Annotated in this window: 20 protein-coding genes and 1 riboswitch; of the genes, 11 read left to right on the top strand and 9 right to left on the bottom strand. The window is 66.6% G+C overall.

Annotated elements, in window-relative coordinates:
• Positions 1 to 24 precede the first annotated feature (24 nt).
• Positions 25 to 483 carry a type II secretion system protein N gene (locus Ga0080574_RS18680; protein ID WP_076703175.1) on the bottom strand — a complete coding sequence of 153 codons (459 nt, stop codon included), beginning with the start codon at positions 481 to 483 and terminating at the stop codon, positions 25 to 27.
• 173 nt (positions 484 to 656) lie between these two features.
• On the opposite strand from Ga0080574_RS18680, the gene Ga0080574_RS18685 reads away from it, so the two are divergent.
• Positions 657 to 1,094, top strand: a complete 438-nt coding sequence (locus Ga0080574_RS18685) for a hypothetical protein (protein ID WP_076703177.1) — start codon at positions 657 to 659, stop codon at positions 1,092 to 1,094.
• Between the two features lie 9 nt (positions 1,095 to 1,103).
• Here the strand turns inward: Ga0080574_RS18685 and gspM are convergent, their stop codons facing one another.
• From gspM to gspG, 7 genes are all read right to left on the bottom strand, one after another.
• Entirely contained in the window at positions 1,104 to 1,589 is a 486-nt protein-coding gene (gene gspM / locus Ga0080574_RS18690; protein ID WP_076703179.1) for a type II secretion system protein GspM, read from the bottom strand.
• Complete coding sequence (gspL, locus tag Ga0080574_RS18695) at positions 1,586 to 2,758, bottom strand: type II secretion system protein GspL (protein ID WP_076703181.1); 1,173 nt, start codon at positions 2,756 to 2,758, stop codon at positions 1,586 to 1,588. The genes gspM and gspL overlap by 4 nt, the downstream gene beginning before the upstream one ends.
• 74 nt (positions 2,759 to 2,832) lie before the next feature.
• A complete protein-coding gene (gene gspK, locus Ga0080574_RS18700) occupies positions 2,833 to 3,771 on the bottom strand; it encodes a type II secretion system minor pseudopilin GspK (RefSeq protein ID WP_076703183.1) in 939 nt (312 codons plus the stop codon).
• Positions 3,771 to 4,454 (bottom strand): type II secretion system protein GspJ, encoded by a 684-nt coding sequence (locus Ga0080574_RS18705; protein WP_076703186.1) that lies wholly within the window; start codon positions 4,452 to 4,454, stop codon positions 3,771 to 3,773. The genes gspK and Ga0080574_RS18705 overlap by 1 nt, the downstream gene beginning before the upstream one ends.
• Positions 4,451 to 4,822: a type IV pilus modification PilV family protein gene (locus tag Ga0080574_RS18710; RefSeq protein ID WP_076703188.1), complete on the bottom strand. Its 372-nt coding sequence runs from the start codon at positions 4,820 to 4,822 to the stop codon at positions 4,451 to 4,453. Before Ga0080574_RS18710 ends, Ga0080574_RS18705 begins: the two co-directional genes overlap by 4 nt.
• Positions 4,807 to 5,277 (bottom strand): type II secretion system protein, encoded by a 471-nt coding sequence (locus Ga0080574_RS18715; RefSeq protein ID WP_076703190.1) that lies wholly within the window; start codon positions 5,275 to 5,277, stop codon positions 4,807 to 4,809. Before Ga0080574_RS18715 ends, Ga0080574_RS18710 begins: the two co-directional genes overlap by 16 nt.
• On the bottom strand, positions 5,274 to 5,735 hold the full coding sequence (gspG, locus tag Ga0080574_RS18720) for a type II secretion system major pseudopilin GspG (protein WP_076703192.1): 462 nt from the start codon (positions 5,733 to 5,735) through the stop codon (positions 5,274 to 5,276). The genes Ga0080574_RS18715 and gspG overlap by 4 nt, the downstream gene beginning before the upstream one ends.
• Positions 5,736 to 5,816: 81 nt before the next feature.
• Between gspG and Ga0080574_RS18725 the strand changes: the two genes are divergently transcribed.
• From Ga0080574_RS18725 to Ga0080574_RS18760, 8 genes are all read left to right on the top strand, one after another.
• A complete protein-coding gene (locus Ga0080574_RS18725) occupies positions 5,817 to 6,578 on the top strand; it encodes a prepilin peptidase (RefSeq protein ID WP_198039745.1) in 762 nt (253 codons plus the stop codon).
• Between the two features lie 254 nt (positions 6,579 to 6,832).
• Positions 6,833 to 8,284, top strand: coding sequence for a tetratricopeptide repeat protein (locus Ga0080574_RS18730; protein WP_198039746.1), 1,452 nt, complete (start codon positions 6,833 to 6,835; stop codon positions 8,282 to 8,284).
• Positions 8,281 to 9,480 (top strand): tetratricopeptide repeat protein, encoded by a 1,200-nt coding sequence (locus Ga0080574_RS18735; protein ID WP_076703197.1) that lies wholly within the window; start codon positions 8,281 to 8,283, stop codon positions 9,478 to 9,480. The genes Ga0080574_RS18730 and Ga0080574_RS18735 overlap by 4 nt, the downstream gene beginning before the upstream one ends.
• A 149-nt stretch (positions 9,481 to 9,629) precedes the next feature.
• On the top strand, positions 9,630 to 10,055 hold the full coding sequence (locus Ga0080574_RS18740; RefSeq protein ID WP_076703199.1) for a hypothetical protein: 426 nt from the start codon (positions 9,630 to 9,632) through the stop codon (positions 10,053 to 10,055).
• A 52-nt stretch (positions 10,056 to 10,107) separates the two neighbouring features.
• Positions 10,108 to 11,229: a hypothetical protein gene (locus Ga0080574_RS18745; RefSeq protein WP_076703201.1), complete on the top strand. Its 1,122-nt coding sequence runs from the start codon at positions 10,108 to 10,110 to the stop codon at positions 11,227 to 11,229.
• Positions 11,230 to 11,299: 70 nt separating this feature from the next.
• The gene (locus Ga0080574_RS18750; protein ID WP_076703203.1) at positions 11,300 to 11,956 is read left to right on the top strand and encodes a sulfotransferase family 2 domain-containing protein; all 657 of its coding nucleotides are present in this window, start codon (positions 11,300 to 11,302) and stop codon (positions 11,954 to 11,956) included.
• A gap of 12 nt (positions 11,957 to 11,968) precedes the next feature.
• On the top strand, positions 11,969 to 12,637 hold the full coding sequence (locus Ga0080574_RS18755) for a hypothetical protein (RefSeq protein WP_076703206.1): 669 nt from the start codon (positions 11,969 to 11,971) through the stop codon (positions 12,635 to 12,637).
• Between the two features lie 115 nt (positions 12,638 to 12,752).
• Positions 12,753 to 15,836: an FG-GAP-like repeat-containing protein gene (locus Ga0080574_RS18760; protein ID WP_076703208.1), complete on the top strand. Its 3,084-nt coding sequence runs from the start codon at positions 12,753 to 12,755 to the stop codon at positions 15,834 to 15,836.
• A 75-nt stretch (positions 15,837 to 15,911) separates the two neighbouring features.
• Here Ga0080574_RS18760 and metH read toward each other — a convergent pair whose 3' ends face one another.
• Positions 15,912 to 19,682 carry a methionine synthase gene (gene metH, locus Ga0080574_RS18765; protein ID WP_076703212.1) on the bottom strand — a complete coding sequence of 1,257 codons (3,771 nt, stop codon included), beginning with the start codon at positions 19,680 to 19,682 and terminating at the stop codon, positions 15,912 to 15,914.
• 225 nt (positions 19,683 to 19,907) lie between these two features.
• A riboswitch (cobalamin riboswitch) is annotated at positions 19,908 to 20,098 on the top strand.
• A 105-nt stretch (positions 20,099 to 20,203) separates the two neighbouring features.
• Between metH and nrdH the strand changes: the two genes are divergently transcribed.
• Together nrdH and nrdI are read left to right on the top strand one after the other, a co-directional pair.
• On the top strand, positions 20,204 to 20,425 hold the full coding sequence (nrdH, locus tag Ga0080574_RS18770) for a glutaredoxin-like protein NrdH (RefSeq protein WP_076703214.1): 222 nt from the start codon (positions 20,204 to 20,206) through the stop codon (positions 20,423 to 20,425).
• A 21-nt stretch (positions 20,426 to 20,446) separates the two neighbouring features.
• Positions 20,447 to 20,863 carry a class Ib ribonucleoside-diphosphate reductase assembly flavoprotein NrdI gene (nrdI, locus tag Ga0080574_RS18775; protein ID WP_076703216.1) on the top strand — a complete coding sequence of 139 codons (417 nt, stop codon included), beginning with the start codon at positions 20,447 to 20,449 and terminating at the stop codon, positions 20,861 to 20,863.
• The last annotated feature ends 16 nt before the right edge of the window (positions 20,864 to 20,879 follow it).

Raw genomic sequence — 20,879 nt, forward strand, 5'->3', positions numbered from 1 at the left:
GGGCCGCCGTGCGGAGCGCCGGGTCTATTCCGGGAACGCCAGCAGCTCAGGTGTGTCGCCGTCGCGCGAAATCCACATGCCTTCCGTGTCGATGCGGTCGATCAGGATGCCTTCGCCGAGCCGGTCGCCGCCACGCACGAGTTGTTCGCCCGCCGGGTGTGAAACAATGGCCCAGACCTTGTTGCCGCTGCGCACGACCCCGTTCAGGCGATAGCCGAGGCTCTCCAGCGGCGGCTTTGCCGCGGCGGGTGGCGTCGGCTCGGCGGGGGCGGGTGGCGCGGGCGGCTGCGGCTCGCCAAAGAGCGCGGGCCAGCGGCGGGGCGGGGCGGGCGGCGCCGTGGCAGCGGCTTCGGTCAGAATGACGCCGGCCGGAACAGGCTGGGCCGCGGCTGTGCGCGTGTCCAGCTCCTGCCAGAGCACGACGCCCGACCACCCGGCGGCGGCCAGGGCGGCCAGGGTGCAAAGCGTGGCCAAAATGCGCATGACGGGCCTTTCCGTTCCGGGCTTCGGAGCGCGAAGATAGACGGAATCCCATGCGAATGCTAACCTGCCGTTCAATGATAATGAAAATCGGGCAGGTTATGCAGAGAGCAGCGTATCGGAGCGCGGTCCTACTGGCTGCGGCAGCGGTCGTCCTGGGCAGTTGCGATGTCCAGATGGGCGGAAAGCAGGGCTTCCGCGCACAGTATTTCACGGCGCGCAACGCGCTTGAAGCCGGAAATTACGATGTCGCGCGGCGCAGCTATTCCCGGCTGATCGCCGATGCCGGGCCTCTGGCCGAGCGTCTGGAGCTGGAATATGCCCATAGCGAGCTGCGCGCCGGCAATTTCCCCGAGGCGGCGCGCATCGCTGCCAGCCTTGCGGCACGCCAGAGCGGTGCCGCCCGGGGCGCGGCGCTGGCGGTGCAGGGCACGGCTCAGCACGAGCTGGGGCTGGCGCAGCTTGCCGAGGGCAAGACCGAGGCGGGCAAAGCCTCGCTGGTGGCGGCGCAGGCGGCGCTGGGTACGGTGATCGAGGGACATCCCGAGCTCGATCCGCTGGGCTCGATGGCGGGGCGTCACGCCAGCATCGCCGCGCGGCTGGCCCGGCTCTAGCGTCAGCGCTCAGGGCACCAGCGTCAGCCAGGCGGCGACGTCGCCGGGCTGGTCCGAGGCCTCGACGCGGAAGCTCTCGATATCGTACCCCCAGCGCGGATGCACCGCCGAGAGCCAGTTGGCCAGGCGCACGAACCCCACCGTCTCGAAATGCAGCTCGACGCGCCCGTCGGCGCGCGCGCCCAGATCGCTGACTGCATCGCGCAGCCCGCCCTGGATCAGGCGCTGCTCTATGCCGCTGGAGCCGATGGGCGCGCGTGCGGTGATCTCCGGCGCGGCGAGCAGCGGCGCCTGTTCCGCGGCACGAGCCCGCACCCAGGCGTCCACGGCCAGCGCCTCGGCTTCGGCCTGTTCCGCGGCCCGCCGAGCCTCGGCCAGTGGCAGTACGACCGCAAAGGCGATGGCAAGCGGGGCCGCCAGAAGGACGGCAATCGCCAGTGCCAGCCGCTCGCGCGGGGTGAGGCCCAGCAGGATGTCGAGCAGCCGGTTGCTCATGGCCGTGCCCCCGCATCGCCGATTTGAAACGTGCTGCGGACCCCGGCCGCGTTCTCCCGCGCCCGCGATTCCGCGACCGTGGCGGCGATGCCGGCCTCGTCCAGCAGCGTCGCGATGCGTTCCGCCGCGGCGAAATCGGGGAGGCGCAGCACAAGCGTCAGGCCCCCGGCGCGGGTATAGGAAATCTCTTCCGGCTGTGCCTCTGACCGGGCGATGACCTCGGCGACCCGCCCGGCGAGGGCAATCGGGTCGTCGCCGGTCTCGTCGCCCGTTGCGGCGCTGCGGCGTTCGGCCAGGGCGCGGCTGACCTGCACGCGGATATCGAGGATCGGGCCGGTGGGCACGAAATGCTCGCGCACGAGATCTCGGGTGGCGGTCGCAACGGCCTCGCGCCGTGTGTCGAGCCGGTCGATCGCGATGAGCTGCGCCGCGCTCCAGAGCAGCACCGTCAGCCCCGCCAGCAGCAGCGGCCAGCGCCAGGGCAGCACCTGCCGCGCGAGCCGCGCGCGTGCCGCCAGCGGATCGTTCCGCAGATCGCAGAGCAGTTCGCCATGCGCCAGCGTCTGCGGCTCGGGCAGGCCGAGCGCGGCAATCTCTTCGCCGCTCTGGGTGACCGGTATCGCCGTATCGCGGAGCCAGGCATCGAGCGCCTCGCTGGGGGCGCCGAGGCGAAGAATACCGGCGGGCGGCGGGGTTTCGGCCAGCGCGCGCTCCAGCAGCGCCAGCGTTACCGCCGGTGCGGCGCTGAACCCGTCGCCGGGGCCGAGCCGGACCTGCACGCTCGCGGTCTCCGGATCATGGGCGACGGTCCAGACATCCTCGGCGGTGGGCAGCGCCAGGTAATCCGGCAGGACGGCCCGCCCAGCGAGGCCGCGCCACGCGTCGAGACGCTCTCGTGCCATGAGGAAAACACCGGTCCAGCGGTCCGCCTCGCCCGGGCGGGCGAAGGGGCGCATCGCGGTGTCCTCCTCGCTCAGCCCCATCCGGTCGGCGAGCTGGCGCCGCGCAACCTGTTCGCGGGCCTGGCCGCGCAGCCGGCCGGGCAGATCGAGGGACAGCAGCGCGACCTCGATGCCCGGCACCAGTGTGACCTGATCGGCGCTGGCCTGGCCTTGCCCCGCGCGCACGAACCCCGCGCCTGCGTCTGCCGTCTGGATGGGTTCGCGCACCGTGTCCCCGCTGCCTGTCTTGCCGTTGTGGCACAGGATGCCCAAGCTTGCGCCGGGCCGCAATGGGCGGCTGCTCAGGGCCATGTCGTGATGCGCCAGGCGATGACCGGCAGCTCTGCCGCCCCGCGCCGTTCGAGCAGGGCGGTGCGGCTGGCCGATTGTGTGCCGAGCGTCGCGGTGCTTTCGATCCCGAAATAGCGCGAGGCGACGGTGATCGCGTCCTCGATCAGACTGTCCTCTGCTCCGGCGGGGGCGGGGGTGCCTTCGGGCCGGGCATCGGCAGGGGTGCGCCCGGCAGCGCTCAGGAACGCATCCGTCGAGCGGAAGGGCTCGGTCTCGCGGCGCGACAAAACCGCCCCGAGCGCGGTTCGGGAGAGATCCGGAAGGAACGCGGCCAGCACTTCGGGCGGAGCCGTGTTCACATTCAACCGACTGCCGGCAGGCAGCACCGCAATATAGGGGCGCAGCCGCGCAAACGCGGCCTCGGGGAAGCCCGGTAAGTCCCGGAGCTGCGAGAGCATCATCACGGCACCGCCCAGCGGAACCTCCTGCGGGTCGCGGAGGAGATAGGGCGCCCGATCCTCGGGGCCGCCGGGCTGCAAGACCGCCCGCAGCGCCTCGCCGACGGAGGCGGTGACGCCGAGCCTGTCCAGAAGCCGGTCAAAGGCGGCCTGCGCGAGTGCATTGTCGGGATTTGCCAGCCAGTTCAGGTTGAAGCGCCCCTGAAGATCCGACAGCCGCCCGGCCACCTGGCCGCGTGCGAGCGGGACGTTATATTCGGTTTCGGCCCAGGCCTCGCCGAAGTGATCGACGAGCGGAGCGTCGCGCGCGATAACCTGCTGCGCCAGGGCTTCGAACGCGTCGAGATCGAGCTCGATCTGCTCGGCATCGAGGCCGGTTTGCAGACGTGCGCGCGCGCCTTCCGCGCGGGCGAGCAGGAACACCGCCATCGCCGAAAGCGCGGCGACGATCAGCAGGGCGTTGACCAGAACGAAGCCGCGTTCCCCGCGCATCACAGATGCTCCAGCAGGGTGATATCGCCGATCCCGTCGATCGCCAGCGTAAGCTCCACCGCGAGCGGCAGCGTGCCCGAATAGAACTCGAGCGACGCCATGCCGCCATCGCGGTCGGCTGGGGCCCGGCGCTGAGGGGGAAGGCTGCCGGCGGGGGGCACGGTGCCGTCGATCCAGCCGATCTGGGGCCAGTAGCTGCGAATGCGCAGGCGCTGCACGCCGCCGATCACCGCCGTTTCCGGGCTGCGCTGGGAGGCGCTCTCGGGAAGCAGGCTGTTCCAGCTGGCGCGGTAGAGCGTGCTCTGCACGCGGTCCAGCCGCCATTCGACGCGCTGCGGAACAGTGCGTTGTGTCAGCCGCCGGGTTTGCAGGTCCCGGGCGAGATAGGGCTGTCCGCCGGTGCTCAGCGCCAGACGCAGATCGTCCGACTGGAGCGCGGCGCGGGGCTGGCCACCGCCGGGCGGATAGAACAGCCGGGGCAGGGCGGCGGAGAGATCCGCGCGCAGCAGCCCGCTGGCCATGGCCAGCTCGGCACTGCTCCGGGAGCGCGCGTCGAGCCCGTCGCGCAACCGCATCATGCCGGTGAGACTCTGGAGGCCCATGACGGCGACGAGGGCAAAAAGCGCCATGGCAATGACCAGCTCGATCAGTGTCAGGCCGCGTGTCCGCCGCGCGCGTGTCATGGCCTGCGTCCGGGCGCGAGATAGACGGTCAGCTGCGCACCTTCGCCGCTTTGCGCGCGGGCGGTCACCGTCGCGCGCACCAGCCCGCTCTGGGTGGTCTCGGTCCGGGTGTCGAGGGCCACGTTCCGGCCGCCGAGGGTGACGCGGTCGGGCAGCGCGCCGCCCTGCGGGCCGTAGAGCCGGAGCTCTTCGGCGCGGTTGCGGGCGGCGATCCGGGCGAGCAGGCGCGGTGTCTCGCCGCCGATGGCCACGCGGGACTGGTCGGTGGCGCGCAGCGCTGCGATGCTGCCGATCGCCAGCACAAGGATGGCGATGGCCAGTTCGAGCAGCGTCAGGCCGCGCGCGCCGGATGTCAGTCGGTCTCGCATGCAAGCTCCGTCCAGCCGTCCGTGGTGCAGCGGGTGCGGGGACCGGTGCCGGAAAAGACGATCTCGTAGGCCGAGCCGGTGCCGGTCGCCAGAAAGACGATCTGCGGGGGCTCCGTTTCTGCCGGCCCCCCCGAGAGGGCTGTTGCCGCCAGCCGGACCTCGCCGCGCCAAGCCTGTGCTGTGCCGGTCTTTTCCCAGCCGTCCGCTCGCCGGCGCCCGGCGGTCAGCCCGCTTGTATCGACCCAGAGCCCCTGCGATTGCCGGCTGGTGATCGCCAGCGACCGGGCGCGCTCGGCCATGGTCTGAAACCGCGAGAGATCGCTCGGCGCGCCGGTGCCCGTCCGTGTGACGCCGAGACCGACCCCGATAGCAAGAACCGACAGGATCGCCACCACGACCAGCAGCTCGATCAGGGTAAAGCCGCGCGCGTCGTGCCGCGGGAGCGTGTCGGTCACTGGATGTTCCATGATCCCAGATCGGCGTCGGTGCCGCTGCCGCCGGCCGCGCCGTCGGCGCCATAGGAGAATACATCGAACTCCCCATGCACGCCGGGTGCGAGATACTGGTAGGGCTGGCCCCAGGGATCGACGGGCATGCGGTCCATATAGCCGTTTTCCGCCCAGTTGGTCGGCTGCGGGTCGGTCGTGGGGCGGCTGACCAGTGCCGAGAGCCCCTGTTCGGTGGTCGGATAGCGGAAATTGTCGAGCCGGTAGAGATTCACCGCGCTGACGATGGAAGAGATATCGGCGCGCGCACGGGCCACCCGGGCCTGATCGGGCCGGTCGATCACACGCGGCACGATCACCACCGCCAGCAGCGACAGGATCACGACGACGACCATGAGTTCGAGAAGCGAAAAGCCGGCGTCGCGCGGGGGCGCCTCCGGACTGGGGGCGGCAATGGGAGTGGTCATGGAAAACTGGTCCTTCTGCTTGCCGCCATGATAGGGAGAGGGCCAGATGCTTGTCCATCGCTAGCATGCGCGAGACCGCCCTTGACCGACCTGACCCTTGCCGGCGCAATGCCGGTTCTGCTGGGCCCCTTCATCGGGTCGTTTCTCGGGGTGTTGGCAGAGCGTCTGCCGCGCGGCGAAGATGTCGTGCGCCGGCCCTCCGCCTGTCGTTGCTGCGGGGCGCGACTCGGGCCTGCCGACCTCGTGCCGATTCTGTCTTTCGCACTGCGGCGCGGACGCTGCCGCCATTGCGCGGCGCCGATTCCGCCGTGGCTGCTCTATACCGAGATCCTGGCGACCGGGGCCGCCTGCTTGGCCGTCCTCGCGGGAGGTACGCCCGCCGGGATCTGGTACGCGGCGCTGTTTCTGTGGCTGCTGATCGTGCTGGGCATGTGCGATCTGATGTTCTTCCGGCTGCCCGACATTCTTACCGGCGCGCTTCTGGTGCTTACGCTTGTCGGTGCCGCGATCTGGGAGCCGGGCGGTCTCGGCCCGGCGCTGATTGCGGCGGCGGCGGGAGCGGGCAGCTTTCTGGCGCTGCGCATCGGCTACCGGCTGTTGCGGCGGCGCGAGGGGCTTGGGCTTGGCGATGTGAAACTGATGGCCGGGCTGGGCGCCTTTGCGGGCCTGCGGGATCTGCCGCTGCTGGTGCTGCTGGCTGCTCTGGCGGCGCTCGGCGCGGCGCTGGCGGGGCGTCTGGGCCGCGGGCGGCTGCCGCGCGGCGATCTCGCGCTGCCTTTCGGCGCGTCGCTCTGCGCGGCGGCGGCGGGCCTGTGGCTGCTGCGCGCGGCGGATGCGATCTGAGCGCTGCCCTGTCGCCGCGATTGAAATCCGGCTGGGTTGCCAATAGTCTGCGCGACACGTTTCCGGCGCGCTGACGCGCCCTCAATCGCCTTTAGGTCCTTGCCGATATGTCCCTTTCCCTGCCTCGTCTGTTTCCGCTTCTGCTTTTTGTCATGGCCTCGCCGGGCCTGAGCCAGCAGGCCGGGGACGCCCCCACCGATTCAGCGGCTCCCGTGCCGGAGGTTCAGGCCGAAGGAGAGGCGGAGGCGCCCGACATGGCTGAGATTGAAGAGGCTTGGCGGCGTGGCGATTATGTCTTTGTCCGCAGGGGCCTGAAACGCCTCGCGGAAGAGGCCGGTACCGGGCAGGCGCAGTATCGCTATGGCCGGGTGCTGGTCGAGGGGCGCGGCGGGCCGCGTGACATTCACGGGGCGGTCGACTGGCTGACAAAGGCGTCTGAGCAGAACGTGGTCGAGGCCGCGACCCTGCTCGCGCGGATCTATCTGAGCGGACCCCCAGATGGTCCGGAGCGCGATCCGGTGCAGGCGGCGCGGCTGCTGTCGCGCTCTGCTGCCCGGGGGGATGCCGAGGCGCAGTACTATCTCGGACTTCTCTATCGGGCGGGGACCGGCGTCGATCAGGATCCCGCGTCCTCCTACAACTGGTTTCTGGCAGCCGCCGAGAACGGCCATGTCGCGGCGCAATACGAGCTGAGCCGCGCGCTGTCGCGGGGCGAGGGCACGGCGCTCGACACCGACGAGGCGCTGCGCTGGTTGCGCCGGGCTGCCGAGGGCGGGCATGTGCAGGCGCAGTATTTTCTGGCGCTGGCCCTCGATTCCGGCCGTGGCGCGCCGCAGGACCGCGACGCCGCGCTGGATTGGGTCCGCCGCGCGGCGGAAGCCGGATTCCTGCCGGCGCAGCGGGTGCTGGGCGAGAAATATCTGGTCGGCGACGGTGTCGAGCCGCAGCCGGCGGAAACCCTGCGCTGGCTCGAAACGGCGGCGGATACCGGCGACAGCCGGTCGCAATATCTGCTTGCCCGCGCCTATCTGGGCGAAGGCGGCGTGCCACCGAACGGGGGCGAAGCGCTTCAGCTGCTGAAAGCGGCGTCGGATGCCGGATACGGCCCGGCGACCACGCGGCTGGCACAGCTTCAGGAAACCGGGGAGGCGGGGCTGGCGCCGGATCTCGAGGGGGCGGTGGCGCTCTATCGCAAGGCCGAGGCACAGGGCGACGCAGCGGCGGCGGTCCGGCTGGGCGTGCTGGCGGGCGAGGGCAGTCTCGACGGTCTCGCGGCCCCGCATGCGGCCGTGCCCTGGGCGATCGCCGCGGCGGAGCAGGGCGACGCGGGGGCGCTCGACTGGGTGCGCGGGCAGGCCGAGGAAGGGCTGCGCCCGGCACGCACCGCGTATGGCATCTGGCTGCTCGCGCACGAGGGCGATCCCGAGGAGGCCGCCGGCCTGCTGCTGAAGGCTGCCGAAGCCGGTGACGTCAGGGCGCAGTTCCGCTACGGCGAGCTTCTGTCCACCGGAACGGGCGTCGCGCAGGATTATGCAGCGGCGCATATGTGGATGAACATTGCCGCCGCGTCCGGTTCTTCGCAGGCGGCGCAGCGGCGCGATGTGCTTTCCGATCTGATGACGCCCGAACAGGTGGCCGACGCGCAGCGCGCGGCACGGGTCCATTTCGACCGGATGGCCGCCGAGCCGCCGGTGACCTCGCAATGACAGCGCGCCTCTCCGGCGCCCGCGGGCTCGTCGCCGCGCTGTCGCTGCTCTGCGGTGCGGCGGCCTGGGCCGAAACCGGGTTTGAGACGCGCGATATCGACACGGTGCGCCGCGCCGCCGAGCAGGGGGTGGCCGCCGCCGAGAGCGAGCTCGGCCTGCGCTATCAGAACGGCGACGGCGTGTTGCAGAACTTTCTTCTGGCGGCGGACTGGTACGCCCGCGCCGCGCAGCAAGGCGATGCCGATGCGCAGAACCGGCTGGGCAAGTTCTATTTCGAAGGGTTGGGCGTGGAGCGCGATCATACGGTCGCGCTGCGCTGGCTTGAGGCCGCCGCAGAGGGCGGCGATCCCCGGTATCTCTATGATCTCGCGCGTGCGCTCGAAAACGGCGAGATGCCCGATCTGGCGCGTGCGGCCGAGATTTACGGGCGCGCCGCAGAGCTTGGCGATGCCGATGCGGCGGTGAGTCTCGGTGCGCTCTATCAGGAGGGCCGGGGCGTCGAGAAGGATCTGGCACGGGCCCGGGAGCTCTATGAAGGGCCGGCGGCGGCGGGCCATGCCCGGGCCCAGAACAACCTCGGGCTGCTCTATGCCCGTGGCGACGGGGTGGAGCAGGATTATGAACGTGCCGCCGACCTGTTTGAGGCGGCGGCAGAGCGCGGTCTCTCGCAGGCCAAGGCGAATCTCGGAGTGATGTATGAAAATGCGCTCGGGGTTCCTCTCGACGAAGAGCTTGCCGCAAGCCTCTATCGCGAAGGCGGCCGTGGCGTCGAGGAGGGGCAGCAGCAGGGGCCGGTCTACGATGCGCGGCTGACAGCTCCCGATACTTCGGCGGAAGGCCTTCGGCGTTTGCGGCAGGGGGTTGCCTCGGGAGACCCGGTCGCCGAGTTCCAGTTCGCCTGGATCTGGCTGAGCGCTGAATCTCCCACGGCGGAGGAGCTTTCGCAGGCGGTCGCGGCGCTGAAGCGCGCCGCGTCGAAGGGGCTGGCGCCGGCGATGGCCAATCTCGGTATCCTCTATTTTCAGGGGCGCGGTGTCCCGGAAGATTACGCGCTGGGGCATATGTGGCTTGCGCTCGCGGGAACCTCCGGAATGGCCGCGGCCAACGATATAAATGCGCGCCTTTCGGCGAAGATGCCGGCCAGCCAGATCAACGAAGCGCAGGAGATGGCGCTTGAGCGCAGCGCTCGGCGATAGCGCCGGACATCGGAAGAGCGTGACGATTCGGCGATGCATCGCGATAGTAGAATTTGTTCGCGGGCGCTCGCGCAATCGTGTATCGTGACGTCACGACAGCCGGCGTTTCGCGCCGGCGCCTGGGTGCGGTTGACTTAGGGGAGGGTTCGATGGTCCGAAAGTCATCTTTGCGTATTGGTCTGAGCCTCATTTGCGGGGTCTGTGCGACGGTTGTCCTTGCGGCTGAGCCCGAGCCCGTAGAACAGCACAATTCCAACGCGCTGTGGTTCGAGAACTGGACCGGTCTCAGCAATGCGAAGCTAACAATCTCCGCGCCTGACGGCGAGATCATCGCGATTGAGGCCGATGGCGGCACGCCGGTCTACCGGCTCAGCGGCGAGGTGTCGGATGGCGTCTATCGTTACGAGCTTTCCGCCGCGACGGATGAACAGGTCAAAATTGTCAATCCGATCAACAACGGTCGTGGTGCGGATCAGCGCGATACGGTGGCCAAGCCGTTTTACATGGAAGGGTCCTTCACCGTGGCGCGCGGCGTAATCATTACTCCGGAACTCGTTCTGGAAGACGAAGGCTGACGGTGCGGTTCCGGTCGGCAAGGGTATTTCGAAAGGCAAAAGAACAATGAAAATGACTGATTACATGACCAGCTTTGCATTCGCCGGATCGGTGAGTGTGCTCTCGCTGATGGCTGTTCCCGCTGTGGCCGACATCATCCATGCGGACGATGTGATCGCGCAGTTCAGCCTCTGCGTCGGCAACGACTGCGTGAACGGGGAAAACTTCGGTTCCGACACGATTCGTCTGAAGGAAAACAATCTGCGCATCCATTTCGACGACACGTCGAGCTCGGGCAGTTTCCCGAATGTCGACTGGCGCATTACGGCCAACGACCAGGCGAATGGCGGCGACAATTACTTTTCGGTCTCCGATGCGACCAACAACCGGACGATCTTCAAGCTGGAGAGCAACGCCCCCTCCAACAGCCTTTACGTTTCCAGCGAAGGTCGTGTCGCAACCGGCACCTCGTCGCCGGTTCTGGATTTCCACGCGGTCAACGGCAATACGCCGGGTCTGCGTCTGGAACAGGATGGCTCCTCGGGCTTTGCAAGCCGGATCTGGGATATCGCCGCGAACGAGACCAACTTCTTTGTTCGTGACGTCAACGACGGCAGCAACCTGCCGTTCCGTATCCGCGCCGGCGCGGGCAACAACGCGATGTACATCGGCGACGACGGCAGCGTCGGCATAGGTACGCAGAGCCCGGACGAAAAGCTGCATGTCGAAAGCGGCAATATCTTTGCCAGGAATTCGGACAAGGTGAATATCACCCTCGACAACACATCCGACACTTCGCCCGACTTCCGCATTCAGCTGAAGGATAGCGTCCGCTTTTCCTATGTCGGAAGCGGGGCCATCGAGATGGAGCTTGATACAAGCGGCAACCTGAAACTGGCGGGCGGTCTCGTCACCACCGGCGGCGGTGGGGCCTGTACCGATGCCGACCCCTGTGACGCGGTGTTCGACCCGGCCGTCTATGAGGTGCCGTCGATCGAGTCGCATGCTCAGGCAATGTGGGAAGGCGGCTATCTGCCGGCGGTCGGGCCGACGCGGCGCGACGAGCCGATCAATATGACGGTCAAGATGCTGCGGATGCTGAACGAGCTCGAGCATGCCCATATCTATATCGAGCAGCTGCATCACCGTGTGGCGAGCCTCGAGAGCCGCGTCGATGGCGTGGTGAAGCAGTAAGCGCAAATGAGACGCCGCATCGCCTTTTCGGAAAGGGCGGTGCGGCGCGACAAAGGTCTGTCGTGCAGCTATGATATCGTCTCGATATTCCTTTGTTTTTCTCCACGTTCCGAAGACGGGCGGAAATTCCGTTCAGCACGCGTTGTTGCCGCATAGCGATGACCGGCAGACCACGAAAGCGGGCCAGGACGGGCGCGACCGCTTTGGCGTATCGGGACCGGTGACACCGTTCAAGCATGCGCGGCTGAGCGACTACGAAGCCCGTTTGCCCGGTGTCTCCCGCACCCACACGATCATGATCTCGGTTCGACACCCGTTCGACCGGGCGCTGTCGTATTTTTTCTCACCGCACCGCTGGATGAAAGAGGATCGCGACGGCGAGCTGCGGCATACGCAGCCCATATGGAACGAGGCTGATTTCTTCCAGATGCTCGACGATCGCGCGGTATTGCCAATGGCGGATTTTCTGCGCCTCGGCGACCGGCTGGTCGAGGCCGATATCCTGCTGCGTTTCGAAACGCTGGAGCAGGATTTCAGGCGCGCGGTGAAACGTCTGGGGCTTCCTGCCGAAGCCGCCCGGGCGCTGCCGCATGTCAATCGGTCCGTCGATGCGACCGGAATACGCTCTGCCGTGCGCAACGATCCGGGGCTACGCGACGCGGTCGAGCGGCGGTTCCGCGACGATATGGAACTTTTCCACTATCTTGATGTCAACTCATGCAACTGACTTACCTCTGAAATGGCCATAATCTCCTTCAAGCATAACTTCGTATTCGTGAAGACCCGCAAGACGGCGGGCACCAGCATAGAGGTCGACCTCAGTCAGCGCGTGGAGGAGGAGGCGATCGTTACGCCGATCCTGCCCGAGGTGGCCGGACATCGCGCCAGGAATTATCAGGATCCGGAGGCAGAGCAGGGGTTCAGGAACCACATGCCGGCCTCCGAGATCCGCAGCAGGATCGGTGCCGAGCGGTTCGACGGGATGTTTTGCTTTTGCGTCGAGCGCGAGCCGATCGAGAAATGCATCAGTCATTTCCATATGTTGCGAAACTCGCCGCTGCATAATCAGGACGGCAACTATCGCAAGAGCTGGGAGGAATACCTCGCCACCGGCAGCTTTCCCAACGATGTCTCCAGGCTCTCCGAGGAGCGTGACGGAAAACGGGTGCTGATCGTCGACCGGGTGTTGCGCTATGATCGGCTCCATGTGGAGCTTCCGGAGCTGATGGCCGAGCTCGGTGTGCCGGATTTCCAGTTAAAGGCGCGGGCGAAATCCGAATATTCGCAAAACCGGCTTCTGTCGCGTGAGGATGTCACGCCCGAGCAGCGTGCGCTGATATACGAGGTGTTTCGCCCGACGCTCGAGTTGACGGGGATTGACTGGGATCGTGTCCCGGAACGGACTTAGGGGAGCGGCGGCAGAGACCGACGGTCGCCGGGATCACATAAGCCGCCCGGTCCTGTGTTCGGGAAGGCCGCTCGGCCGGGGAGTGCCACATTGGTGGTGTATCAGAGGATTTGTCATGAATAATTTCATTCACCGCCCATACGAAAAGCGCTTTCTGCTTGCGATGCTGATCGTCGCGGTTCTCGCCTACCTGTTCTGGACGGGCTCGCGCTACCCGGCGCTGAACGAAAAGGCGGTTATGTCCGGGGCAATCCAGCTCGAGGACGTGCTAAGCTTTGAAGCGAAGTTCCCGATCACCGACGACATGACGCTGCTGGAGCGGATCTTCTGGTCGACGCTGAACTGGATCAACACAAACAAGAAGGGCATGACCTTCGGCGTGCTGTTCGCCGCAGCCTTCCTGACGGCCGGGTCCTATCTCAAGCGCAAGAGCTTTCGCGGCAGCTATTCCAACTCGCTGCTGGGCATGGCCATCGGTACGCCGCTCGGCGTCTGCGTCAATTGCGCGGCGCCGATCGCCCGGGGGATGTATACCAGCGGCCTGCGGGCGGAAACCACGCTCAGCGCGATGATCGCCTCGCCGACGCTGAACATCGTGGTGCTGACCATGCTGTTCAGCCTGATGCCCGTCTACATGGCCTTTACCAAGATCGCCTTCAGCCTGCTGATCATCCTGCTTGCGGTGCCGGTCATCTGCCGTTTTCTGCCGCGCACCGAGATCGCGCCGGAAGAGCAGGTCGCCATGCCCTGGAGCCTGAAGGAGCGCGCACCCGACGCGCCCGAGACCGAAAGCCTGTTCGCCGCGGTACTCGGGGTGATCGTCGCCTATTTCCGCAACCTCTGGTACATCTTCAAGATGACCGTGCCCCTGATGCTGCTGGCGGGGTTCCTCGGCACGGTCGTGGCGATCTTCCTGCCGGGAGACGCGCTCATGGCGCTCAGCTTTTCGGCCGCCGTGCTGGTGCTGGTCGTGCTGGCAGGGGTGTTCCTGCCGGTGCCCATCGGCTTTGACGTGGTCATGGCCGGGGTGCTGCTGACCGCCGGGCTCGACCAGGGCTATGTCATGGCGCTGCTGTTCACGCTGGGCAGTTTCTCGGTCTACTCCTATTTCATCGTGGTGCAGTCGCTCGGGCAGCGCGCCGGGCTGCTGCTGGCGGGGACGGTCGCGCTGTGCGGCTTTGTCGCCGGCTGGGGCGCGCAGGCCTATCACGAGTGGCGCACCGACCGGGCGCTGGAAATCCTGCTGCAAAGCGAAAACCGCCACCTGCCGGAACCGGCGCCCTGGGGGGCCGCAGAGGCCGCGGGGGCCGATCCCTGGACCGTGTCGAGCGCGGATGCCGACAGGATCGCAGTGACAGCCACGCCCTTCGCCGAAGCGTCTCCCGCTGCGGAGACCGGTTTCACCCGGGTCGAGGCATGGCAGAACGGCATCGACAAACCGCTGGAATTCTCCTTTCGCGACATGTGGCCCCCCTTCTGGGAGGGCAGGAGCGTCGCCAGCGGCGATATCGACCGCGACGGCGATCTGGATCTGGTGATCGCCTCGACCGAGGCCGGGCTTTACGTCTACGAGAACGACGGCAGCGGGCAGTTCACCCCGGTCGCGCTCGATCTCGGTCCGCTCGCAGAGGTGCCGGTCTTCAACGCGGCGCTTGCGGATGTCGACAATGACGGTTGGCCGGATCTCTTCGTCGCCACCTATGGCGAGGGCAATTATCTCTGGCGCAACAATGGCGGCGGTTTCGGGCCGGCGCCGGCGCACCGTGTGCCCAACCGCGAGGCGGCGATGCTGAGCATGGCGCTCAGCTTTTCCGATGCCGACCGCGACGGCGATCTCGACGTGGCGCTGGGGAACTGGGCGGCGGGCTGGTATCGCAGGGTGCCCGGAGAGGAATCGCGCAACCGCATCATCTGGAACGATGCCGGGGCCTTCAGCGGCGAGCATTTCACCGACTTGCCGGGCATTCCCGGGGAAACTCTCTCGATCCTGTTTTCCGATCTCAACGACGACGGCGCGCCGGATCTGATCGTCGGGAACGATTTCGAGGTGCCCGACTACGTCTATTACGGCGACGGGCAGGGCGGCCTGCGGATGATCACCCAGAGCGAGGGGCTGATCCCGCACACGACGACCACCACCATGGCGGTGAAAACCGGCGATCTGACGCCCGACGACCGCCCCGAGATCTATCTGGCGCAGATCTCGGGGCGGTCGTCGGGCGTGTCGAAAAAGCTGAAGATGCAGCCGCTCGAACGCTATTGCGACGGCATCCAGCGCGAGGCGGACCGCGCGGTCTGCCAGAAGAACATGGCGATCAAGCGCTGGTACCGGTCAGGCAACAGTTTCGATCCTTCTTATGCCGGAAAATGTCAGGCGATGACCGGGCGGTATCAGGCGGAATGCAAGGCGATGCTGGTCAAGGATCTCGCGATCCAGCGCAACGATCCCTCCGTTTGCGGTCTGATCCCGGCAGGCCAGACCATCCCGCGCCAGTTCTGCGACACCCATTTCCTGCCGACGCGCACGCCGACCGCCGAAGAGGCGGACGCCGCGCATCAGCAGATCCTGCGCTCGAATGTGCTGCTGCACTGGACCGGAAGCGCCTATGAGGACACCGCCGGGCCGCAGGGGCTCGAGATCGGCGGCTGGAGCTGGGACACCAAGCTTGCGGATTTCGACAATGACGGCGATCTCGACATGTATGTGGTCAACGGCACCTGGGTGCCGAACGAGGTGTCTCCCTCGAACCTGTTCTTCGAGAATGACGGCAGCGGCGTCTTTAGCGAGGCATCGGCCGCCTTCGGTCTCGAGGACTATCTGATGACGGCCTCCGCGACGCAGTTCGACATGGACAATGACGGCGATCTCGACGTGCTGACCCATCCGGTCAACGGGCCGTTGGCGCTGTTCCGGAACAATACGCAGGGCATGGCCATCGTCTTCACGCTTGAGGATCACGCCGGCAATTACGACGGGATCGGCGCCAAGATCACCATCGAAGACGCGCAGGGCCGGGTTCAGACGCGCGAGCTGCAACTGGGCGGCGGGTTCATGTCCTTTGATGCGCCGGAGGCGCATTTCGGACTGGGCGAAGCGCGCAACGTGGTGCGGGCGACGGTGCGCTGGGTCGATGGCAGCGAAACCGTGATCGACGGCCCTTTGCAGGCCGGGCACCGGTACAGGATCACCCGCGGCTGAGCGGCGCTCTGCCGCCAAACAGACAGTCTGAAAACGAATACTGCGGCGGGGATGTCCCCGCCGCATTCGTTTGTCTCACTCCGCCGCGACCTTCGAGGCGCCGGGAATGTAGTTGAGGATCGGGCCCAGCCAGCGCTCGACCTCTGCCACATCCATGCCCTTGCGCTCGGCGTAATCGACCACCTGGTCGCGCTCGACCTTGGCGACGCCGAAATAATAGCTGTCGGGATGGCCGATATAGAGCCCCGAGACCGAAGAGCCGGGCCACATGGCATAGCTCTCGGTCAGCGAAACGCCGGTCGCCTCGGTGGCGTCGAGCAGCTCGAACAGCGTGGTCTTTTCGGTGTGGTCGGGCTGCGCCGGATAGCCCGGGGCAGGGCGGATGCCGGCGTATTTCTCGGCGATGAGCTCGGCATTGCTGGCGCTTTCCTCCGGCGCATAGCCCCAGAGCTCCTTGCGCACCTTCTGGTGCATGCGCTCGGCAAAGGCCTCGGCAAAGCGGTCGGCCAGCGCCTTGACCATGATCGACGAGTAATCGTCGTTCTTCTCTTCGAAGGCCTCGGCGATGGCGATCTCCTCGACCCCGGCCGTCACCACGAAACCGCCGACATAATCGGGCGTGCCCTTGGGGGCGACGAAATCCGACAGCGCCACGTTGGGCCGGTCGCCGCGCTTGGCGGTCTGCTGGCGCAGGGTGTAGAAGGTGGCCAGTTCCTCGTCCCGGTCCTCGCCTTTGAAGAGGCGGATATCGTCGCCCACCGCGTTGGCCGGCCAGAACCCCACCACGGCGCGCGGGTGGAACCATTTCTCGTCGATGATCCGCTTCAGCATCGCCTGCGCATCGGCAAAGAGCGCGCGCGCGGCTTCACCCTGTTTCTCGTCGTCGAGGATCTTGGGATAGACGCCCTTCATTTCCCAGGTCTGGAAGAACGGCGTCCAGTCGATATATTCGGCCAGCTCCGCCAGATCCCAGCCATCGAAGCTGCGGGTGCCGAGGAAGCTCGGGGCAGGGGCGTGGTTGCCGAAATCGAGCTTCAGCGCATTGGCGCGGGCATCCTCCAGCGGCAGGCGCTTTTTCGCAAGCTCGGCGCGGGCGTGTTTCTCGGCCACATCGGCATATTCGCCCTGGATATTGGCCACATAGTCGGGCTTTTGCGCCGGCGACAGCAGCGAGGAGACCACGCCCACCGCGCGGGAGGCGTCGGTCACATAGACCGCCTGGCCCTTGCCGTAGCGCGGGTGGATCTTCACCGCCGTATGCACCCGCGAGGTGGTGGCGCCGCCGATCAGCAGCGGGATGTCGAAGCCCTCGCGCTCCATCTCGGAGGCGACATGCACCATCTCGTCGAGCGAGGGGGTGATGAGGCCGGAAAGGCCGATCACGTCGACGCCTTCCTCCTTGGCGGTGGCGAGGATCTTTTCGGCGGGCACCATGACGCCGAGGTCGATGATCTCGTAATTGTTGCAGGCCAGCACGACGCCGACGATGTTCTTGCCGATGTCATGCACATCGCCCTTCACCGTCGCCATCAGCACCTTGCCGGCGGAGTTGCGCCCGTCGGCCCCGCTGAGCCGCTTTTCCTCTTCCATATAGGGCAGAAGCACCGCCACGGCCTGTTTCATCACGCGGGCGGATTTCACCACCTGCGGCAGGAACATCTTGCCCGCGCCAAAGAGATCGCCCACCACGTTCATCCCCGCCATCAGCGGGCCTTCGATCACATGCAGCGGGCGCTCGGCGGCCTGGCGCGCCTCTTCGGTATCGGCGTCGATGAATTCGGTGATGCCGTTGACCAGCGCGTGTTCCAGCCGTTTCTCGACCGGCAGCTCGCGCCACGACATGTCCTTTTCGCGGGTCTTGCCGCCGCCCTTGCCGCGGTATTTCTCGGCGATCTCCAGCAGGTTCTCGGTGGCGGAGCCGCCATTCGCGGGTTTGCGGTTCAGCACCACATCCTCGCAGGCCTCGCGCAGCTCTGCGTCGATCTGGTCGTAGACCGCAAGCTGGCCGGCGTTGACGATGCCCATATCCATGCCGGCCTGAATGCCGTGATAGAGGAACACCGCGTGCATCGCCTCGCGCACAGGCTCGTTGCCCCGGAAGGAGAACGACAGGTTCGAGATGCCGCCCGAGATGTGCACATGCGGGCAGTCGGTGGTGATGCGGCGGGTGGCCTCGATGAAATCGACGCCGTAATTGTCATGCTCCTCGATACCGGTGGCCACGGCAAAGACGTTGGGATCGAAGACGATGTCCTCGGGCGGGAACCCCACCTCTTCGGTCAGCAGCTTGTAGGCGCGGGTGCAGATCTCGACCTTGCGGTCCTCGGTATCGGCCTGACCTGTCTCGTCAAAGGCCATGACCACCACGGCGGCACCGTAATGGCGGCAGAGCCGGGCCTGCGCGAGGAAATTCTCCTCGCCTTCCTTCATCGAGATCGAGTTGACGATGCATTTGCCCTGGGCGCATTTCAGCCCGGCCTCGATCACCTCCCATTTCGAGCTGTCGATCATGATCGGCACGCGGGCGATATCGGGCTCGGCGGCGATGAGGTTCAGAAACTCGATCATCGCCTGTTTGGAGTCGATGAGCCCCTCGTCCATGTTGATGTCGATGACCTGCGCGCCGTTCTCGACCTGATCGCGGGCCACGTCGAGCGCTGCGGCGTAATCGCCATTGGTGATCAGTTTCTTGAACCGTGCCGAGCCGGTGACGTTGGTGCGCTCGCCCACGTTCACGAAGGGGATGTCCTCGGTCAGCGTAAAGGGCTCCAGCCCGGAAAGCCGCATCAGCGGCGGCTGTTCGGGGATCTCGCGCGGGGGGTAGCCCTCGACGGCCTTGGCGATGGCTCGGATATGGTCATAGGTCGAGCCACAGCAGCCGCCGACGATGTTCAACAGTCCCTCGCGGGCAAAGCCCTCGATCTGCTCGGCCATCTGCTCGGGCGATTCGTCGTATTCGCCCATCTCGTTGGGCAGGCCGGCATTGGGATAGGCGCAGGTCATCGTGTCGGCGACGCCGGCGATCTCGGCCAGGTGCGGGCGCATCGCGGTGGCACCGAGCGCGCAGTTGAGCCCGATGGTGAACGGGTTGGCGTGGCGCACCGAATGCCAGAAGGCGGTGGGCGTCTGGCCCGAGAGCATGCGCCCGGAAAGGTCGGTGATCGTGCCCGAGATCATCACCGGCAGCCGCTCGCCGCGCTCGGCAAAGACCTCCTCACAGGCAAAGATCGCGGCCTTGGCGTTCAGCGTGTCGAAGATCGTCTCGATCAGCAGGATATCGGCGCCGCCGTCGATCAGCGCGCGCGCCTGCTGGCCATAGGCCTCGCGGAGCTGGTCGAATGTCACCGCGCGGAAGCCCGGGTTGTTCACGTCCGGCGAGATCGAGGCGGTGCGGTTGGTCGGCCCGAGCGCGCCGGCGACAAAGCGCGGGCGGCCATCCTCGGCCTCGGCCCGGTCCATCGCACGGCGGGCGATCTGTGCGCCCTGAAAGTTCAGGTCGTAGATCGCGTCCTCCATGCCGTAATCGGCCTGGGCGATGGTGGTGGAGGAAAAGGTGTTGGTCTCGGTGATATCCGCGCCGGCCATGGCGTATTGATAGTGAATCTCTTCGATGGCCTCGGGCTTGGTCAGGTTCAGGATGTCGTTGTTGCCCTGCTGCGGCTTGTCGGTGTCATGCGGCAGGTGGCAGGAACAGGCGCCGCCGCCGCAGCCCTGGAAATCGCCCTCGGACAGGCCGAGTTTCTGGATCTGCGTGCCCATGGCGCCGTCGAGGATGAGAATGCGGTCGCGGGCGGCATCGTAGAGACGGTCAAAGACGGGCGCGCGCTGCGGCTCGGGACGGGACATGCGGATGACTTCCTTTTGGTCCTTAAAGGCCCTCCGCTTACCGGCATTCCCCCCTCAAAGCCATTTCATAATTATCATTGTTATCATGAAAAACTTTCAAGCCGCGCTTCGCCCGCCTGTTTGGGGCTGAAAATGCAGGCACAGAAGGCGCGATCGGGCCTTGCCGGACGTGGCGGCATGACGTGAGATGGGCCGCTATATATTGACGGCGCCACATCCCTGTGATCAATATCCTGTAGTCTTGGTGCCCGCGTTTCGGTGCGGGTGAAAAGGGAAGTCCGGTGAAACACCGACGCTGCCCCCGCAACTGTAAGCGGTAAGTCAAAGCCCATCCCCACTGGCGTTTCGGCGTTGGGAAGGCGGGCCGAGGCGCTTGAGCCGTGAGCCAGGAGACCTGCCAGGACGACGACACGACACTGGGCGGTGGGTCCGGGAGCAGTGATTGGCGCGGGTTTCCGCGCCTGTCCGCGTCTCCCTTGCCGGCGCCCGCCAACAGGCAGACGACAGACAAGGGACACCCGATGAGCATCACCGTTTACTCCAAACCCGCCTGCGTGCAATGCACCGCCACCACCCGTGCGCTGGCCGCCAAGGGCATCGCCTTCGACCTGATCGACCTCACCGAAGATGCCGATGCGATGGCGCGGGTGACCGAGCTCGGCTATCGTCAGGCGCCGGTGGTGATGGCGGGTGACGATCACTGGGCCGGCTTCCGCCCCGACAAGATCAGCGCGCTGAGCTGAGCGCGACTCGGAGAGCACAGCATGGGCGGGCTGGTCTATTTCTCCTCGCGCTCGGGCAACACGCAGCGCTTCGTCTCCCGGCTCGGGCTGACGGCGCAGCGTATCCCCGTATCCTCCGAGGACGACATGCCCGCCCCGCGCGCGCCCTTTGTCCTGGTGACGCCCAGCTATGCCGATGGGCGGGGCCGGGGGGCGGTTCATAAACAGGTGATCCGGTTCCTCAACGATCCGGACACGAGGCAGCATCTCCGCGGCGTGATCGCCGGCGGCAACCGCAATTTCGGGGCGTTGTTCGCCCTGGCGGGCGATGTGGTGGCGCAGAAATGCGGCGTCCCCGTTCTCTACCGGTTCGAGCTGGCCGGCACAGAGACCGACATCGCCCGTGTCAGAGAAGGACTGGACAGGTTTTGGAAGACGCACTTCTCGACCGCGATCTGAACGACGCAGCCCCCGC

The sequence above is a fragment of the Salipiger abyssi genome (assembly GCF_001975705.1).
GTDB classification, from domain to species: Bacteria; Pseudomonadota; Alphaproteobacteria; order Rhodobacterales; family Rhodobacteraceae; genus Salipiger; species Salipiger abyssi.

Excerpts from the sequence above, each read along its gene's own strand:
- Ga0080574_RS18680 (WP_076703175.1), bottom strand. The coding sequence starts at position 483 with ATGCGCATTTTGGCCACGCTTTGCACCCTGGCCGCCCTGGCCGCCGCC.
- Ga0080574_RS18685 (WP_076703177.1), top strand. The coding sequence starts at position 657 with ATGGGCGGAAAGCAGGGCTTCCGCGCACAGTATTTCACGGCGCGCAAC.
- gspM (WP_076703179.1), bottom strand. The coding sequence starts at position 1,589 with ATGAGCAACCGGCTGCTCGACATCCTGCTGGGCCTCACCCCGCGCGAG.
- gspK (WP_076703183.1), bottom strand. The coding sequence starts at position 3,771 with ATGCGCGGGGAACGCGGCTTCGTTCTGGTCAACGCCCTGCTGATCGTC.
- Ga0080574_RS18705 (WP_076703186.1), bottom strand. The coding sequence starts at position 4,454 with ATGACACGCGCGCGGCGGACACGCGGCCTGACACTGATCGAGCTGGTC.
- Ga0080574_RS18710 (WP_076703188.1), bottom strand. The coding sequence starts at position 4,822 with ATGCGAGACCGACTGACATCCGGCGCGCGCGGCCTGACGCTGCTCGAA.
- gspG (WP_076703192.1), bottom strand. The coding sequence starts at position 5,735 with ATGACCACTCCCATTGCCGCCCCCAGTCCGGAGGCGCCCCCGCGCGAC.
- Ga0080574_RS18730 (WP_198039746.1), top strand. The coding sequence starts at position 6,833 with ATGGCTGAGATTGAAGAGGCTTGGCGGCGTGGCGATTATGTCTTTGTC.
- Ga0080574_RS18735 (WP_076703197.1), top strand. The coding sequence starts at position 8,281 with ATGACAGCGCGCCTCTCCGGCGCCCGCGGGCTCGTCGCCGCGCTGTCG.
- Ga0080574_RS18740 (WP_076703199.1), top strand. The coding sequence starts at position 9,630 with ATGGTCCGAAAGTCATCTTTGCGTATTGGTCTGAGCCTCATTTGCGGG.
- Ga0080574_RS18745 (WP_076703201.1), top strand. The coding sequence starts at position 10,108 with ATGACTGATTACATGACCAGCTTTGCATTCGCCGGATCGGTGAGTGTG.
- Ga0080574_RS18750 (WP_076703203.1), top strand. The coding sequence starts at position 11,300 with ATGATATCGTCTCGATATTCCTTTGTTTTTCTCCACGTTCCGAAGACG.
- Ga0080574_RS18755 (WP_076703206.1), top strand. The coding sequence starts at position 11,969 with ATGGCCATAATCTCCTTCAAGCATAACTTCGTATTCGTGAAGACCCGC.
- Ga0080574_RS18760 (WP_076703208.1), top strand. The coding sequence starts at position 12,753 with ATGAATAATTTCATTCACCGCCCATACGAAAAGCGCTTTCTGCTTGCG.
- metH (WP_076703212.1), bottom strand. The coding sequence starts at position 19,682 with ATGTCCCGTCCCGAGCCGCAGCGCGCGCCCGTCTTTGACCGTCTCTAC.
- nrdH (WP_076703214.1), top strand. The coding sequence starts at position 20,204 with ATGAGCATCACCGTTTACTCCAAACCCGCCTGCGTGCAATGCACCGCC.
- nrdI (WP_076703216.1), top strand. The coding sequence starts at position 20,447 with ATGGGCGGGCTGGTCTATTTCTCCTCGCGCTCGGGCAACACGCAGCGC.